Here is a 16789-nt window from a genome sequence, read left to right as displayed (position 1 = left end):
ATGACACATACATATTCAGTGTTAGGGATGACATGCAATTCCTGTGTTGCCACGGTTACCAACGAGCTCATAAAGGTAGATGGTGTTACGGAGGTAGTGGTAGACCTGGAAAAAGAAGAGGCGGAGATAACTATGGACCGCCATATTTTATTAGGAATTTTTAGAGCGGCCCTACCGGATAAATTTACAATTTCCAAAAAGGATTTGCCAAGGGCTTCATCAATGGCTGCAACCGATATAGCGTCAACTTCTAAATGGAAGCAGTTAAAACCACTATTTTTAATTTTCCTATATCTTTTTACTACTTCTTTTTTGCTGAATATAAATGACTGGGATACGGGGAGCGCTATGTTAGATTTTATGGGGCTCTTCTATATTGTGTTCAGTTTTTTTAAACTTTTGGATCTGAAGGGTTTTCCAGAGAGTTTTGGGATGTATGATCCTTTGGCAAAGGCGGTACCTGCTTACGGGTGGATTTATCCATTTATTGAGGTAATCTTGGGACTTATGTTCTTAATGCGGTTTCAGATCCAAACTGCCCTTACGATTACCCTAATTGTTTTAGGAATCACCACTATTGGGGTAACCAAAACCCTGTTAGATAAAAAGAGCATTCGCTGTGCCTGCTTGGGAACAGCTTTAAAACTTCCCATGACCGAAGCAACATTTATAGAAAATGCCATTATGCTGGTAATGGCCATTTGGATGTTATTCTTTGCACTGCCTTAACAAAAAACGCTTCGGGTTTCCGAAGCGTTTTTATAAAATTATATGGGATAGATGTCATTACATCATTCCGGGCATTCCGCCGCCGCCCATTGGTGGGCCAGCAACAGGAGTATCTTCCTTAATATCCGTTAATGCGCATTCCGTGGTCAAGATCATTCCAGCAACGGAAGCAGCGTTCTCTAAAGCTACCCTGGTTACTTTTTTAGGATCTATAATTCCGGCTTTTAGCATGTCTACATAAGATTCGGATTTGGCATCATAACCAAAATCTCCCTTTCCATCCAACACTTTTGCAACCACAACAGAACCTTCCCCACCAGCATTTTCAACAATGGTACGCAATGGTGATTCTATGGCTCTGGTTACAATTTGCAATCCGGTTTCCTCATCGGAATTCTCTACGTTTACTTTGGAGAGTACAGATTTGGCACGTATTAAGGCCACTCCTCCACCAGCAACTATTCCTTCTTCTACAGCTGCTCTTGTAGAATGTAGGGCATCATCAACACGGTCCTTTTTCTCCTTCATTTCAACCTCGGAGGCGGCACCTACATAAAGTACGGCTACACCACCCGCTAATTTGGCCAAGCGCTCTTGCAACTTTTCCTTGTCATAATCGGAAGTAGTGGTTTCAATCTGTGATTTGATCTGGCTTACTCTTGCCTTAATGTTTTTAGCAGCACCTGCACCATTTACTATGGTAGTATTGTCTTTATCGATCGTTACTTTTTCGCAGCTGCCCAACATATCCAAGGATGTATTTTCTAAAGTAAATCCTCTTTCTTCAGAAATAACGGTTCCATTGGTCAAAATAGCAATGTCCTCTAGCATAGCCTTTCTTCTATCGCCAAAGCCAGGAGCTTTCACTGCGGCTATTTTTAAAGAACCTCGTAGTTTATTAACCACTAAGGTAGCTAATGCTTCACCATCTACATCTTCTGCAATGATCAATAACGGCTTACCAGATTGTGCCACAGGTTCTAAAACCGGCAGTAAATCTTTCATTGCCGAAATCTTCTTGTCGAAAAGTAAGATGTACGGATTCTCCAAATCGGCTATCATTTTTTCGGAGTCCGTTACAAAGTAAGGAGATAGATAGCCACGATCAAACTGCATTCCTTCAACAACATCTACATAGGTATCGGTACCTTTTGCTTCTTCTACGGTAATAACGCCTTCTTTTCCAACTTTTTCAAAAGCTTGGGCAATTAGGTCACCTATGGTTTCGTCGTTATTGGCAGAGATAGATGCAACTTGCTTAATCTTCTCAGAAGAATCTCCTACTTTTTTGGATTGCTTTGTTAAATTGGCAACAATGGCTTCAACAGCTTTGTCTATACCTCTTTTAAGATCCATAGGATTGGCCCCAGCTGCTACATTTTTTAATCCTTCCTTAACAATGGCTTGTGCAAGTACCGTAGCGGTAGTTGTACCATCACCGGCCAGGTCATTGGTTTTGGAAGCCACTTCCTTCACCATCTGGGCACCCATGTTCTCTAGGGCTTCGGCCAACTCAATTTCCTTGGCAACGGTTACCCCATCCTTTGTAACTTGTGGGGCGCCAAAGGATTTACTTATAATTACATTTCTTCCCTTAGGTCCTAAGGTAACTTTTACTGCGTTGGCTAAGGCATCAACACCTCTCCTAAGGCCATCGCGAGCTTCAATATCAAATTTTATATCTTTTGCCATAATTGGTTTTGTTTGTAGTTCCCTATTAGGAGAGAACCTTATTTGATTATACTAGTTTGTTTTGGTTTGGCCCCTGCCGAATTAATCGTACCGAACAGCGAGGCAAACGAGGACTTTATATTATTGCTAAAATGTCACTTTCTCGCATCATTAGGTAGTCGGCACCTTCAAATTTTAACTCGGTACCTGCGTATTTACCATAAAGTACGGTATCACCAACCTTTACAGTAATCTTATCGTCTTTGGTGCCAGGGCCAACGGCCACTACTTTACCCTTTTGTGGTTTTTCCTTAGCGGTATCCGGAATAATAATTCCGGAAGCAGTTTTGGTTTCGGCTGCCATGGGTTCTATAAGAACCCTATCCGCTAATGGTTTGATGTTAACTTTAGCCATATTTTTAATTTTTAGTTGAAAGTTTAAAATTCTTGTTTGTGATGGCAGAAATTATGCCATTTAAAAATAACTGACAGTTTGTAAAACAAAAATGCCAGCTTGTCATTTAGGCTGGCATTTTGTTAGAACATTTCTATTTTTTTAATTACTGGATGGTATCCAAAGGACTGGTCGATGGAACTTCATCTGGTAGTACCTCCTCAGGTACCGTTGTCTCAATATCATCACCTTGAAGCAACTTGGAATCTGCTTCCCCAAAATTTCCTTTCAATGCCACATTCGATAATAATATCAATACAATGAGCAAAGTGGCCAAAGTCCATGTACTCTTATCTAAAAAGTCACCTGTTTTTTTAACACCACCAACGACCTGATTGCCCCCACCTCCAAATGAAGAAGATAATCCTCCTCCTTTAGGATTTTGTACCATAATAACCAGCACCAACAATAGGCATACTGTGATTATTAGGATCAAAAATATTGAAAACGTACTCATTATGAATTTGTATTTTCTTGTTGAATTTTTTCTACTGCCCTAATTCGGTCTGCAAAGAAACCACTTTTTTCCGGATATTTCAAACTTAAAATTTTATAAGCCTGTATAGCTTTTTTATACTTTTTCTGTTCTAGATATACCTTTGCCAGCGTCTCTGTCATTAGTTCATTTTTATCCAGTTTAATGGATTCGCTAATGTCAACTTTGGCGGTTTTGTCTTCGGTAGGTTTAATCTTTGGATTGCTCTCAATGAACTTATCAATGAGTTCAAACTTTTTCTTTTTTTCCGGATTTTCCTCTAAAGGAAAGTGTATTTCTTTAAGAGGTTCTACCTCTTGGTCCGTAGTTTTTCTTTTTATGGATTTTGATGATGTAAGTTGCAACCATTCCACAAAGGAATATTTTTCCTTTTTGGTAAAGGGTAATGGTTCGCCCAATGCCAACACTTCCTGTGCCCTCTTTTTTTCTTGCGCAATGGCCTTGTCCACTTCGGGATCTTTGGATTTAAAAAGGGAAGGGTCTAAAATTTGATCGGCATCCTTAGCGGTCTGTGGCAAAGGGTTGTCTTGTGATCCGTCTATAAGTGTTTTTTCTGTAGCCTCACTTGGCACCACCTCTTCTGAAATTATTTCTTGGTCTTTTAAAGATGGGGTTTTGCCCGATATGCTATCTGCTATGGTATTTTGAAGAAATTCCTTTGAGGTTATGAAATCGAATAAAACGTCTCTATCTGCCGTATATGCAGCTGTAACTTTAAGCGCGTTGTTGTACTTAAAACTGTTCAGGTTTTTAAGACCTTTTAATTGTATTGCCCTTGCCGCCTGAAAATACGGATATTCTTGCAGTACATCTTCCAATTGCTTGGTTTGCATGGGGGAGACCACTTTATGCGGATGTTGCAACAGATATGTAAAATCGGGTACGTTCATGGGTTACCAATCTGCTAATGAGGCATTGAAAATATCTTGTGTTAAACGTTCAAATATAACTTCGTGGGCTTCTGATCTAACCGCGGACAGTTGAGAGGTTGCGTCGTAATCAAAAAAGAAGGAAAAACGCTGGTCAAAATCGGCATCTTCCTTTGTATTGTTAAAAAACCGGACTTTAATTGCGATGGTCAATCTGTTTTGGGCTGCGGTTTGCTGTGCTGTTGCCGTCATTGGCGATACCCTGTATTCCACAATTTCCCCCTCATAGAGTAGGTCTCCGTTGGAAGTTACTAAATCTAGACTGGTCTGGTTAAGGATTACATCTTGCAGTGCTAAGGTAAAATCCCTGTCCAACCCTGGGTCAAAAGTAGAACCTGGGCTTTGGGAAGCATAGTTTTGGAAGTAATTTACCTGAAAGGTGGTTGCTGAACCTACGTCGCCGCCAGTAAAATTGTAAACTCCACAACTAAATGCCAATAAGGCACTAAATACAACTGAGATTATTATGCTAGTTCTTTTCATTCAAATTACATCTTTGTAAAAAACTACAGGTATTAAAGATCATATTGTTTAATCTTTCTGTAGAGCGTACGTTCCGAAATTCCAAGTTCGGACGCTGCGGCTTTACGTTTCCCCCGATTACGTTCCAAGGATTTTTTTATTAATTCAATCTCTCTTTGCTGTAAAGATAGGGTTTCTTCTTCTTCTATTTCTTCGGCGAAATGATACTTGTCTTCCCGTGGGGCAGGCCCTGAGGTGCTTCCTGTAGTAGGTTCGGGAAGCTGAAGTACTTCTACCGATTTGGTGGTTTCTTCTTCCCTTGGGGTTCCTTCTCCGTTTTCACCGTAAATTTTTCGGATAAGGTTCTCATTTTCCTCTTGTACCTTTTCAGTATCCTTGTTTTTAAGCAGTTCTAGCGTAAGTTTTTTGAGGTCGTTTAAATCGCCCTTCATATCAAAAAGCACCTTGTACAAAATTTCACGCTCGTTACTGAAATCGGCCCCCTTCTTTTCACTGCCAATAACAGCAGGCAGATTGGATTCTCCAGAATTGGGAAGGTAACCGTTAAGGGTAGTCAAAGAAATGAGCCTTTTTTCCTCCAATACGGATATTTGTTCAGCAATATTCCTAAGTTGACGTATGTTACCGGGCCAGCGATACTTTAACAATAACTGAACGGCATTGTCTTCTAACCGAATCGTAGGCATTTTATACTTCTGTCCGAAATCTGAAGCAAATTTTCTGAATAACAAATGGATGTCGCCCTGTCTTTCCCTTAAAGCCGGAATATTTATTTCTACAGTGCTTAACCTATAGTAAAGATCTTCCCTGAATTTTTCCTTTTTAATCGCTTCGAACATATTGATATTCGTTGCGGCAACAATCCGAACGTTGGTTTTCTGTACTTGGGATGAGCCCACTTTTAAAAACTCGCCATTTTCCAAAACCCGAAGCAGTCTAACCTGTGTGGTCAATGGCAATTCTCCCACCTCATCCAAAAAAATGGTACCTCCGTCTGCTACTTCAAAATAACCACTACGGGTAGATGTGGCCCCTGTAAAGGCACCTTTCTCATGCCCAAAAAGCTCACTATCTATGGTTCCTTCCGGAATGGCACCGCAGTTTACAGCAATATATTTGGCATGCTTTCTATGCGAAAGGGAATGGATAATTTTAGGGATAGACTCCTTACCAACCCCACTCTCACCAGTAACCAGAACAGAAATATCCGTAGGTGCAACCTGTATGGCCTTTTCTATGGCACGGTTCAGTTTTACATCGCTGCCGATGATTTCAAAACGTTGTTTTATTGCCTGTATCGTTTCCATATTAAAGATATTCCTATGTGTTATGCCCTTGGTTGGTGTTTAAATGGAACAGTTAAGGACATCATCGTATTTATTGGATTCCGCAAGGGAACCGTTGTTAATTATTTTTGCTGTGTGCTATTGCCTTACCAATAAGTGTGGCAGAAGTACAATCCTCTATTTTTACGTTTACAAACTCCCCGACCTTATAATACTCTTTTGGGAACACCACAACCGTGTTTTGGGAGTTACGGCCCATCCAATGTTGGTCAGATTTTTTGGAGGTTCCTTCAATTAAAACCTCTACTACTTTGCCAACATGTTGCTGCGTACGGTACAATCCATGCCCTCGTTGCAAATTTATAATTTCGGTCAGTCTCCTTTTTTTAATTTCATCAGGCACGTCGTCTTTCAACTTACGCGCTGCCAAAGTACCTGGCCTTTCGGAATAGGCGAACATAAAACCAAAATCGTATTTCACAAATTCCATTAAAGACAATGTGTCCTTATGATCTTCTTCCGTTTCCGTTGGAAAGCCAGAAATCATGTCCTGAGAAATAGCGCAATCTGGGATAATGCTTCGTATATCTTTAATCAATTGAAAATATTCCTCACGGGTATGCAGGCGGTTCATTTCTTTCAGAATTCTGTTGCTTCCGCTCTGCACAGGCAGATGTATATAGTTGCAGATATTTTCATACTTGGCCATGGTTTCTATAACGTCCAAGGTCATATCCTGAGGATTGGATGTAGAAAAACGGATCCGCATCTTAGGCTGGGCCTTGGCCACCATTTCCAAGAGTTTGGCAAAATTTATGGAAGTTGCTTTTTGCATTTCCGATGCCTTGTCAAAATCTTTCTTCAAGCCGCCTCCAAACCAGAGATAACTATCAACGTTCTGTCCTAATAGGGTTACTTCTTTAAAACCTTTGGACCAAAGGTCGTTTACTTCGGCAATGATAGATTGCGCATCCCTGCTTCTTTCCCTTCCCCTGGTAAAAGGAACCACACAGAACGTACACATATTGTCGCATCCCCGTGTAATGGAAACAAAGGCGGTTACTCCGTTCGAATTTAAGCGTACAGGTGCTACATCGCCATAGGTCTCGTCTTTGGAAAGGATAACATTAACGGCATTTCTTCCTTCGTCTATCTCTTGGATAAGGTTGGGAAGATCTTTGTAGGCATCCGGGCCAACCACCAGGTCCACAATTTTTTCCTCTTCCAAAAATTTACTTTTCAACCGTTCCGCCATACACCCCAAGACCCCTACTTTTAGATTTGGGCGCGATTTTTTAACAGCATTGAATTTTTCCAAACGTTTGCGAACCGTAAGCTCCGCTTTTTCACGGATAGAACAGGTATTTACCAATACCAAGTCCGCATCTTCTAAATTTTGAGTGGTATTAAATCCTTCCTTCGCCAAAATAGCAGCTACAATTTCGCTGTCCGAAAAATTCATTTGGCAACCATAACTTTCAATATACAATTTGCGGGTATTTTGCTTGCTATCTTCTATAGAAAGGGTATTTCCCTGAATTGCCTCGTCTATGATCTTCTCCATTTATTATGAATTGACTTAACCCTTATATGGGTCTGCAAAGATAGTACTAAATTCATTTTAGTGACAATATGACAGTTAAATATTTAGCAAAAATCAGCGCAACTAGGACCAAAGGTTTACATCTACAGGATAACAACACCATTAAACAAACAATATGAAAAAGAACAAAGTATGCCTGTTGTTCATCGCTTTTCTTATGATTATTTCTTGCGATGACAATGATGATGGTAAGTATGCAGATTATTTAGTGGCAAGACCATTAAAGATTAGCATCACCGAATTTAAAGATGGCGTGGACATAATTGCCCCACGACCTATTGACCTATCTGGGAAGATATATGCCTATAAAGATTATGTTTTTGTAAACGACAAGGCTAAGGGAGTGCATGTTATTGATAACAGCAATCCGGAATCCCCCAAGAAAATATCCTTTATCAAAATTGCCGGGAATGTGGATATCTCCGTCAAAGACGATTATCTCTATGCGGATAGTCTTATGGACCTTGTAGTGCTCGACATTTCCGACATTTCCAATATTAGTGTAGTAAATAGGTTGGAAAATGTGCTTAGAAACAACGTATTTTTTCCGTTTGACGCCGATTTTTTTGAATATGGGGAGATAGATCATCAAAACGAGATCATTGTTGGGTGGGAAACCACCACCGAACGTAGATTGATAAGCGAATTTGATGAACGTTTCAATACCATTGATTTTGCACTGGCCGAAGCTGCTGGTGACAACGCAGTAGGTCAAGGCGGATCCTTGGCCAGATTTAAGATCGTTGATGATTTTCTGTATGCCGTGGATAGCCATAACATCAACGTATTCAATATCCAAGATTTGGAGAACCCGGAAGATTTGGAAGACGTTTATGCAGGTTTTGATATAGAGACTATCTTTAATAGAGGGCAACATCTATTTTTAGGAAGTATGCGGGGAATGTATATCTATGATATCTCCTCTCCGGCCACGCCTACTTTTGTTTCGGAATTTCAACACGGTACTGCTTGCGACCCTGTTGTGGTAGATGGGGACTATGCCTATGTTACCCTTCGTGGGGGCAATAATTGTGGAGCTACCGAAAGTGGCTTGTTCATTGTAGACATTTCGGAGATTACCAATCCGGTTCTGGCAGAGACCTACCCTATGGACGAACCCTACGGCTTAGGTATAAAAGACGAAAAGCTTTTTGTATGCGATGGAGCCTCCGGACTAAAGGTTTATGATAAAACCGATATTGAAAACCTAACATCACTTAATCATTTTGAAGATATAGTAACTTTTGATGTAATCCCCATGGAGGAGAATCTTTTGATGGTTGGGGACGAGGTCTTGTATCAATATAAATATTTGGACAGTTCAATCCAGTTAATCAGTACGCTACCATTGGATTAATTTACACCTTAAATAGATTAAAACGTCCGCTATACACGGGCGTTTTTTTTATTGATAACACAATCATAAAATGTTAAATAAAAAAATTGACATACTTTTGTGACCTTAAAGAATTCATTGATGGCAAAGAATTTAGTAATTGTAGAGTCTCCTGCAAAAGCAAAAACGATAGAGAAATTTTTAGGTAAGGATTACAAGGTAGAGTCCAGTTTTGGGCACATAGCAGACCTTCCTTCCAAAGAATTGGGCGTAGACGTAGAGAATGATTTTAAGCCAAAATATATTGTTGATAAAGAGAAAAAAGCTCTTGTTAAAAAACTGAGGGATTTGGCCGCCAAGGCAGAAACTATATGGCTGGCAAGTGATGAGGATAGAGAAGGGGAGGCTATTTCTTGGCATTTGGTGGAAGAGTTAAAATTGGATAAGGACAAGACCAAGCGCATCGTATTTAATTCAATTACTAAATCTGCAGTTCAACACGCCATTGAAAACCCTAGGGATATCAATTACAATCTTGTAAATGCACAACAAGCAAGAAGGGTATTGGATAGGCTGGTGGGCTATGAGCTGTCTCCTGTACTATGGAAAAAGATAAAACCCGGATTGTCTGCAGGTAGGGTACAATCCGTAGCAGTGCGGTTAATAGTAGAAAGAGAACGCGATATTGACGTTTTTAAACCCGAAGCATCCTATAGGGTGGTTGCACAGTTTAAGACCGCCAATGGCGCAGTTTTCTCGGCAAAATTGAATAAAACATTTTCGCAGAAGCATGAGGCCGAAGAGTTCCTGAAGAAGAATATCGGAGCCAATTTTTCCGTTGCGGCCCTGGATAAAAAACCGGCCAAAAAATCTCCCGCCGCACCGTTCACAACTTCTACGCTACAGCAAGAAGCTTCAAGAAAACTTTATTTTTCAGTGGGCAGAACCATGCAAGTTGCCCAACGGTTATATGAGGCCGGATTGATTACCTATATGAGGACCGATAGTGTTAACCTATCTCCGGAGGCCTTAAATGCGGCAAAAGAAGCTATAATTGAAAATTATGGGGACTCCTATAGTAAAGTCAGAAATTTTAAAGGAAAGGCCAAGGGGGCACAGGAGGCCCATGAGGCGGTACGTCCTACCGATATGAAAAGGCAGTCACCATCCTTGGAACGCGACCAGTCCAAATTGTATGAATTAATATGGAAACGTACGCTGGCCTCACAAATGAGTGATGCCGAATTGGAACGTACCAACGTAAAGATAAAAGCGAACACCCATGGCGAAGCGTTTAGTGCCAATGGAGAAGTTATAAAATTTGATGGTTTCCTTAAAGTATACATGGAAGGTAAGGATGAGGAAGATTCTGTGGAAGAGGAGGAAGGAAGACTTCCGGCCATGAAAATGAACGATACACTCCATAATAACTTTATTACCGCCACAGAACGTTTCTCAAGACCACCTTATAGATATACGGAAGCATCCTTGGTAAAGAAATTGGAAGAGCTCGGTATAGGAAGACCATCTACATATGCCCCTACCATCTCCACGATACAGAATAGGGGGTATATAGAAAAAGGAACGGTAGAAGGGTCGCAAAGAAAATATGTGCAACTGCTACTACAATCCAACGAAGTATCTGAAAAGAATTTAACGGAAATGGTAGGTTCCGACAAAGGAAAACTTGTACCTACAGATATAGGTATGATTGTAAACGACTTTTTGGTGAGTCATTTTGCCAACATTCTCGATTATAATTTTACGGCCAAAGTAGAGGGAGATTTTGATGAAATTGCTGCTGGCGATGAGGACTGGCAAAAAATGATGAAGGACTTCTATAAAGAATTTCATCCTACAGTTGTAGATGTGGAAGAGAATGCCGTTAGGGCCAGTGGCGAACGTGTACTTGGAAGCGATCCCAAAACAGGCAGACAGGTAGCGGTGCGTTTGGGAAGATTTGGCCCCATGGTACAAGTGGGTACAGTAGAAGAAGAGGAAAAACCGCTCTTTGCAAGCCTGTTACCCGATCAGTCTTTAAACACCATCACTTTTGAGGAGGCTATGGATCTTTTTAAACTTCCCCGAAAACTAGGTGTTTATGAGGGCGAAGAAATAGAGGCCAATGTAGGACGTTTTGGACCCTATGTAAGATTTGGTAAAAAGTTTGTCTCCATGGGTAAAGGAGACAGCGCCATGGATATAGATTTGGATAGGGCCATAGAACTTATTAAGGAGAAACAACGGGCAGATGCCCCCATCAGTAATTATGAGGGTAAGGATGTTAGCAAAGGCGTAGGTAGGTTTGGACCTTTCATTAAATGGAACGGCATATTCATCAACGTGAACAAAAAATACGATTTTGACAATCTTTCCCAAGATGATATTGTTGAATTGATCGAGACGAAAAAACAGAAAGAGATCGACAAACTTGTTCAGGATTGGCCAGAAGAAGGCATACGCATAGAGAAGGCCAGATGGGGTAGGCATACCATAATTAAGGGGAAAATCAAGGTTGAACTATCAAAAGATGTGGATGCTACCAAGGTGTCGCTAGAAAATGCAAAAGAACTTATTGCAAAGAAAACACCAAAGAAAAAGGCAAAAGCAAAACCCAAGGCCAAAAAATAATCGGCCATCACAGTATTTTTTTTAAGAATGTTGTTTTAGGAAGTTTGGAAAAGTTATTTTTACATAATAATGTGCAAAAGGACAGCACAAAAATAACTGACAAACCTTGTAAAGGTCCCAAAAATGGCATTTGACTTTTTAGTTCCTGTAGCGGATAAAGTATTGGCCCATTGCGAACTGCTTCCGCCCCAGTCACTCGGAAAGAACATACACAAACACTCTGCTAGAAAAGGATTGCCCGTACTTGCAAATGCTTCCATTGCAATTATGGGAGTAAACGAGTCTCGCAACGCTTTTGAAAAGAAAAAAGAGCGCTTGGATATTTCCCAGATTAGAATACAACTGTACAAACTATTGTTGGGAAATTGGAATTCCACTATTGTGGATATGGGCGATATTGAAGAAGGAGAAACGGTAGAGGACACCTATTTTGTTGTAAAGGAAATTGTTGCAGGTCTTTTGGAAGAGAATATTGTACCCGTTATCATTGGTGCAACACAAGATATTACCTACCCAAGTTATAGGGCCTTTGATGGTATAAAGGATATGATAAACCTGGTTGCCGTGGATAGCAGGTTCGATTTTGGCGCGGATGAAGAACTAATTTCGTCCAGTTCCTATATGAGCAAAATTATTACGGACAAGCCCAATAACCTTTTTAATTTTTCCAATATTGGATATCAAAGTTATTTCAATGCCCAAGAGGAGGTGGATTTGATGGAGCGTCTTTTTTTTGATGCCTATCGGTTGGGCGAGATCGTTTCGGATATTTCTTCGGTAGAACCCATTCTTAGAAGTGCCCATATCGTAAGTGTCGATGCCCGGGCCATTAGGGCCGGGGAGGTAGGCATGTCCGATAATTTTTCCCCCAACGGCTTTAACGGAAGGGAAATTTGTGCCATATCCAGATATGCAGGAATAAGTGATAATGTATCGGTTTTTGGCATTTACGAAAGTGAAAATACCGTGCAATCCTTCCAACTTATGGCCCAGATTATCTGGTATTTTATAGAAGGTTTCAACTTCCGGGTGGACGAATCCCCACAAGAGCAAAATAAGGGTTTTGTAAAGTTCATGGTTCCTACTGAAGACGAGGAACTTATCTTTTACAAAAGCGATCTTACAGATAGATGGTGGGTAGAAGTACCCTCTATTTTAACTTCACATACTAAAACCAATTCACCTGCGTTATTACCATGCACCGAAGGGGATTATTTGGACGCATGTAATCAGAATATTCCAGAAAGGTGGTTTAAGGCCTATAAGAAAGGCTTTACATGATCAAAAATATTTTTAACGCATAAATAGTTTTATACAATAAATTGCTTAAAAAGTAGTTTTAGAAAGTAATAATTGTGTTTGCAATTTATGATCTTAATCGAAATTAACCTATAAGTATGAAGAAGCTATTGTTATTATCTATAGCATTTGTTTTTTTACTCACAAGTTGTGGGTCCAAAACAAAAGGAGAACTAGTCGGGGCCAAAGGCAAAAAGTGGTATCCCGAGAAACCATATGGAATGGAATTAATCCCACGTGGATCTTTTATCATGGGTAAAAGTGAAGAGGATATGGCACAGGTTTTGAACGCTCCTACCAAGACAGTAACGGTGCGTTCTTTTTATATGGACGATACCGAAATTACAAACAGCGAATATCGTCAGTTTGTAGAGTGGGTAAAAGATTCTATTACCAGAACCAAATTGGCCATCCTTGCAGACGAGTTAGGACTAGGTCCAGAAGATGAAGGAATTGGAGAGTATGCTTTTAAAGATGCCGATACTACCAAAGCCTCGGTTTATGATAAGTACATGTTGGATAATTATTCTGGCATGGGAGAGACCGGCTACGAGGGTAGGGCGCTTAACAAAGACGAAGAATTAATTTGGGACACATCGGATTATCCGGATGAGTACTATGCCGAGGTTATGGATTCTTTGTACATCCCAGAAGAGGAATCGTACAACGGCCAACGAACTATAGACGTTACCCAATTAAAATATTCTTACAGTTGGATGGATATTGAAGCAGCTGCAAGATCTAGATCGGGCAGAAGAAAAGATTTTATCCGTCAGGAGCAATTGGAGATTTACCCAGATACCACGGTTTGGATCAGGGATTTTGAATACTCCTATAACGAACCAATGCACAACGATTATTTTTGGCACGATGCCTATAGCGAATATCCTGTAGTGGGTGTCTCTTGGCAACAAGCAAAAGCTTTCTGTAACTGGAGGACCAAGTTTAAGAACGATGATCAGAAAGACAGAGGTAAACAATTTGTAAATCAATTTAGGTTACCTACGGAAGCAGAATGGGAATATGCCGCCCGAGGTGGTATTGAAGGAGGTAGCTATCCTTGGGGTGGTCCTTATGTAATAAGTGACACTGGTTGCTTTATGGCAAACTTTAAACCACAACGTGGCGATTATGCAGCAGATGCGGCCTTGTATACCGTAGAAGCCAAGTCCTATGAACCCAATGATTACAACTTATATAATATGGCAGGAAACGTATCGGAATGGACAAATTCTACCTACGATCCAAGTGCTTATGACTATGTTTCCACAATGAATCCCAATGGGAGCGATAGCAACCAAAATGCCCGTAGGGTAATTCGCGGAGGATCTTGGAAAGACGTTGCTTATTTCTTACAAGTAAGTACCAGGGATTATGAATATAAAGATTCTGCCCGTAGCTATATCGGTTTTAGAACGGTACAAGATTACATGGGAGAAGAAGATTCAACACAATAAAAAAAAGTAGTTACGCAAACCTTATTTAAACGAAAACCAAATACTTATTATTAACATTAAACTTTAAATTAAATTTAGAATTATGGCACAGTCAAAATCAACAAAAAAACTATTCAACATGGCCTATGGCCTTGGTGCATCCGTAGTAATTATAGGTGCATTGTTTAAAATTCTTCACTGGGAGTTTGGACCACTTACAGGTGGACTTTTACTAGCAGTTGGTCTTATTACAGAAGCACTTATTTTTGCGATCAGTGCATTTGAACCAGTAGATGATGAATATGATTGGTCTTTAGTATATCCAGAATTGAGTGGTGGACAATCCAATGGTAAAAATGCAGCTGCCGAAGCTAAGGAAGCCGAAGGTATCCTTTCAAGAAAGTTGGATGAATTACTAAAAGAAGCCAATATAGATGCCCAATTATTCGATAGCTTAGGTAACAGCATTAGAAATTTTGAAGGTGCTGCCAAAGGAATCGCTCCTACAGCCGATGCCATTGAACATACCAAGAAATACTCAGAAGAGTTATCACAAGCAGCTTCTCAGATGGAATCTTTGAACAGTCTTTATAAGGTACAATTAGAAAGCGCAAGCAGACAAGCTTCTATCAACGAGGAAGTTGTTCAGAATGCCGGTGCTCTTAAAGATCAGATGGAATCCTTAGCTACTAACCTTTCTTCCTTGAATGGAGTTTACGGTGGTATGTTAACTGCAATGAACAGAAACTAATTAGATTAGTGGACCAAACCCAAATCAAAGTAACAATTAAATCTAATTAGAAAACATGGCAGGAGGAAAGCTATCACCACGTCAGAAGATGATCAACTTAATGTATTTGATCTTCATCGCTATGCTGGCGTTAAATATGAGTAAAGAAGTTCTATCCGCTTTCGGTCTTTTGAACGAAAAGTTAGAAGCTTCTAATATAAAGGCCGATCAGAACAATCTAGCGTTCTTAGGCGGCTTGGAAACCAAAGCGTCTGAAAACGCAGAGAAATATAGTAAGCTCTACGAAAAAGCTACCAAGATAAAAGACTTATCACAAGAGTATTATTCATACTTGGAAGGTCTTAAGAAGAAGATGAAGGAAGGTTTGGAAGACCCAACGGAATATGAGGTCATGGACAAAACCGATTTCTTGGATCAACGATTTTTCCAAGGAGATAACCTAAGTAAAGAAGGTAAGGAATTCATGAAAAGGATCAATGACTACCGTACTCAGGTTGCAACAATCCTTTCCGATGAGCAATTTAAAGAGGTAAGAACCTCGGCCAACGCTAGGTTTGAAACCGGCGATAAGGACGGTAAGGTTACCAACCGAGACGGAAACAGATTAGATTGGTTAAACTACCATTTCGAAGGGTTTCCTTTAGTTGCCTCGCTTACCAAGATCACACAGATCCAGGCCGACGTTAAGTCTACCGAACAAGATGCGCTTAAAGCCATGTTGGAAGATCAGCTTACAGGTGAAATATCACTTTCTAACTTCCAAACCTTATTAGATCAGAAGAAATCTGTATTCTATGCAGGTGAGAAGTTCGATGGAAGCATTGTTCTAGGTAAAACCGATAAGTCCTCAAAGCCAGTACGTGCTGAGTTGACTCTTGACGGTAGAAAATTGACGCAAGACAGAGATTATGCCCTTGAATCTGGTGGTGTAAAAATGTTGATCAGCGCTGGTAGTGCTGGTGACCATGAATTGAAAGGTAAGTTGTTTTACATGCAAGACGGGGAAGAAATCCCAGTAGACGTAAACAACGTATTCTCTACGATCAATAAACCAAATGCAGCCGTTATTGCTGCTGATAAAATGAACGTGGTTTATCGTGGAGTTGCCAACCCAATGACAATTTCTATACCAGGCATCCCTGATAATAAAGTAACTGCTTCCGCTCCTGGTCTTACCAAGAGAAGTGGTAGTAAGTATATCATGAATCCAGGAAAAGGTAGAACTATAAAGATTGTAGCTTCTGGTGTGTTACCAGATGGACAACGTATCTCTACCCCAGCAGAATTTAGGATCAAAGATATCCCTAGACCTGCAGGATCTATTAGAGGAGAAACAGGAAGTGCTAAAATGCCAAGAAGAAACTTGGAAATTGCCACTGTTGGTGCGCTATTGGAAGATTTTGATTTTGACCTTAACCTAGCAGTTAGCGGCTTTAAATTTAAAGTGCCAGGACAGCCTACAGTTAACGTTAGAGGAGGAAAACTAGATAGTAGGGCCAAGTCTGCCTTAAAAAGAGCAAGACGTGGAGATGCCCTACAGATTTTTGACATAGAAGCTTATATTACCAACAACAGGACATATAAATTAAAGAAAGTATCTCCTGTAATTGTTGAGATTACAAACTAGTAAGTAAACTAAATTTATGAAATTCGCCATGACGGATAGTTTGTAACCAAATGATTCT

Annotated in this window: 14 protein-coding genes; 7 read left to right on the top strand and 7 right to left on the bottom strand. The window is 40.2% G+C overall.

All coding sequences use genetic code 11. From position 1 onward, the window contains the following. Window positions 1-729 (top strand): heavy-metal-associated domain-containing protein, encoded by a 729-nt coding sequence (locus tag ACEQ81_RS00400; protein ID WP_411028862.1) that lies wholly within the window; start codon window positions 1-3, stop codon window positions 727-729. Between the two features lie 57 nt (window positions 730-786). Here the strand turns inward: ACEQ81_RS00400 and groL are convergent, their stop codons facing one another. From groL to miaB, 7 genes are all read right to left on the bottom strand, one after another. After that, a complete protein-coding gene (gene groL / locus ACEQ81_RS00395) occupies window positions 787-2421 on the bottom strand; it encodes a chaperonin GroEL (RefSeq protein WP_411028861.1) in 1635 nt (544 codons plus the stop codon). Between the two features lie 115 nt (window positions 2422-2536). Next, a complete protein-coding gene (gene groES, locus ACEQ81_RS00390) occupies window positions 2537-2815 on the bottom strand; it encodes a co-chaperone GroES (protein WP_411028860.1) in 279 nt (92 codons plus the stop codon). A gap of 145 nt (window positions 2816-2960) precedes the next feature. After that, a complete protein-coding gene (secG, locus tag ACEQ81_RS00385) occupies window positions 2961-3311 on the bottom strand; it encodes a preprotein translocase subunit SecG (protein WP_411028859.1) in 351 nt (116 codons plus the stop codon). Next, entirely contained in the window at window positions 3311-4240 is a 930-nt protein-coding gene (locus tag ACEQ81_RS00380; protein WP_411028858.1) for a hypothetical protein, read from the bottom strand. The genes secG and ACEQ81_RS00380 overlap by 1 nt, the downstream gene beginning before the upstream one ends. A 3-nt stretch (window positions 4241-4243) precedes the next feature. Then, window positions 4244-4762, bottom strand: a complete 519-nt coding sequence (lptE, locus tag ACEQ81_RS00375; protein ID WP_411028857.1) for an LPS assembly lipoprotein LptE — start codon at window positions 4760-4762, stop codon at window positions 4244-4246. A gap of 32 nt (window positions 4763-4794) precedes the next feature. Then, the gene (locus tag ACEQ81_RS00370) at window positions 4795-6069 is read right to left on the bottom strand and encodes a sigma 54-interacting transcriptional regulator (protein WP_411028856.1); all 1275 of its coding nucleotides are present in this window, start codon (window positions 6067-6069) and stop codon (window positions 4795-4797) included. Between the two features lie 97 nt (window positions 6070-6166). After that, window positions 6167-7612 (bottom strand): tRNA (N6-isopentenyl adenosine(37)-C2)-methylthiotransferase MiaB, encoded by a 1446-nt coding sequence (miaB, locus tag ACEQ81_RS00365; protein WP_411028855.1) that lies wholly within the window; start codon window positions 7610-7612, stop codon window positions 6167-6169. Window positions 7613-7766: 154 nt separating this feature from the next. Between miaB and ACEQ81_RS00360 the strand changes: the two genes are divergently transcribed. The 6 genes from ACEQ81_RS00360 to gldM all read left to right on the top strand — a co-directional run bounded on the left by ACEQ81_RS00360 (window position 7767) and on the right by gldM (window position 16731). Next, window positions 7767-9008, top strand: coding sequence for an LVIVD repeat-containing protein (locus ACEQ81_RS00360; protein WP_411028854.1), 1242 nt, complete (start codon window positions 7767-7769; stop codon window positions 9006-9008). Window positions 9009-9128: 120 nt separating this feature from the next. Beyond that, window positions 9129-11618: a type I DNA topoisomerase gene (topA, locus tag ACEQ81_RS00355; RefSeq protein WP_411028853.1), complete on the top strand. Its 2490-nt coding sequence runs from the start codon at window positions 9129-9131 to the stop codon at window positions 11616-11618. Between the two features lie 123 nt (window positions 11619-11741). Beyond that, on the top strand, window positions 11742-12899 hold the full coding sequence (locus tag ACEQ81_RS00350; protein ID WP_411028852.1) for a formimidoylglutamase: 1158 nt from the start codon (window positions 11742-11744) through the stop codon (window positions 12897-12899). A 116-nt stretch (window positions 12900-13015) separates the two neighbouring features. Beyond that, complete coding sequence (gldK, locus tag ACEQ81_RS00345; RefSeq protein WP_411028851.1) at window positions 13016-14374, top strand: gliding motility lipoprotein GldK; 1359 nt, start codon at window positions 13016-13018, stop codon at window positions 14372-14374. Window positions 14375-14456: 82 nt separating this feature from the next. Then, window positions 14457-15104 (top strand): gliding motility protein GldL, encoded by a 648-nt coding sequence (gene gldL / locus ACEQ81_RS00340; protein WP_411028850.1) that lies wholly within the window; start codon window positions 14457-14459, stop codon window positions 15102-15104. Window positions 15105-15159: 55 nt separating this feature from the next. Next, complete coding sequence (gene gldM, locus ACEQ81_RS00335; RefSeq protein WP_411028849.1) at window positions 15160-16731, top strand: gliding motility protein GldM; 1572 nt, start codon at window positions 15160-15162, stop codon at window positions 16729-16731. The last annotated feature ends 58 nt before the right edge of the window (window positions 16732-16789 follow it).

Origin of the sequence: Spongiimicrobium sp. 3-5, assembly GCF_046557915.1 — a bacterium.
In the GTDB taxonomy this organism is placed as follows: Bacteria; Bacteroidota; Bacteroidia; order Flavobacteriales; family Flavobacteriaceae; genus JBHEBG01.
This window is presented reverse-complemented; position numbering and strand designations above follow the sequence as displayed.

Excerpts from the sequence above, each read along its gene's own strand:
- groES (WP_411028860.1), bottom strand. The coding sequence starts at position 2,815 with ATGGCTAAAGTTAACATCAAACCATTAGCGGATAGGGTTCTTATAGAA.
- gldL (WP_411028850.1), top strand. The coding sequence starts at position 14,457 with ATGGCACAGTCAAAATCAACAAAAAAACTATTCAACATGGCCTATGGC.
- lptE (WP_411028857.1), bottom strand. The coding sequence starts at position 4,762 with ATGAAAAGAACTAGCATAATAATCTCAGTTGTATTTAGTGCCTTATTG.
- gldM (WP_411028849.1), top strand. The coding sequence starts at position 15,160 with ATGGCAGGAGGAAAGCTATCACCACGTCAGAAGATGATCAACTTAATG.
- miaB (WP_411028855.1), bottom strand. The coding sequence starts at position 7,612 with ATGGAGAAGATCATAGACGAGGCAATTCAGGGAAATACCCTTTCTATA.
- ACEQ81_RS00400 (WP_411028862.1), top strand. The coding sequence starts at position 1 with ATGACACATACATATTCAGTGTTAGGGATGACATGCAATTCCTGTGTT.
- ACEQ81_RS00360 (WP_411028854.1), top strand. The coding sequence starts at position 7,767 with ATGAAAAAGAACAAAGTATGCCTGTTGTTCATCGCTTTTCTTATGATT.
- secG (WP_411028859.1), bottom strand. The coding sequence starts at position 3,311 with ATGAGTACGTTTTCAATATTTTTGATCCTAATAATCACAGTATGCCTA.
- ACEQ81_RS00350 (WP_411028852.1), top strand. The coding sequence starts at position 11,742 with ATGGCATTTGACTTTTTAGTTCCTGTAGCGGATAAAGTATTGGCCCAT.
- ACEQ81_RS00370 (WP_411028856.1), bottom strand. The coding sequence starts at position 6,069 with ATGGAAACGATACAGGCAATAAAACAACGTTTTGAAATCATCGGCAGC.
- ACEQ81_RS00380 (WP_411028858.1), bottom strand. The coding sequence starts at position 4,240 with ATGAACGTACCCGATTTTACATATCTGTTGCAACATCCGCATAAAGTG.
- gldK (WP_411028851.1), top strand. The coding sequence starts at position 13,016 with ATGAAGAAGCTATTGTTATTATCTATAGCATTTGTTTTTTTACTCACA.
- groL (WP_411028861.1), bottom strand. The coding sequence starts at position 2,421 with ATGGCAAAAGATATAAAATTTGATATTGAAGCTCGCGATGGCCTTAGG.
- topA (WP_411028853.1), top strand. The coding sequence starts at position 9,129 with ATGGCAAAGAATTTAGTAATTGTAGAGTCTCCTGCAAAAGCAAAAACG.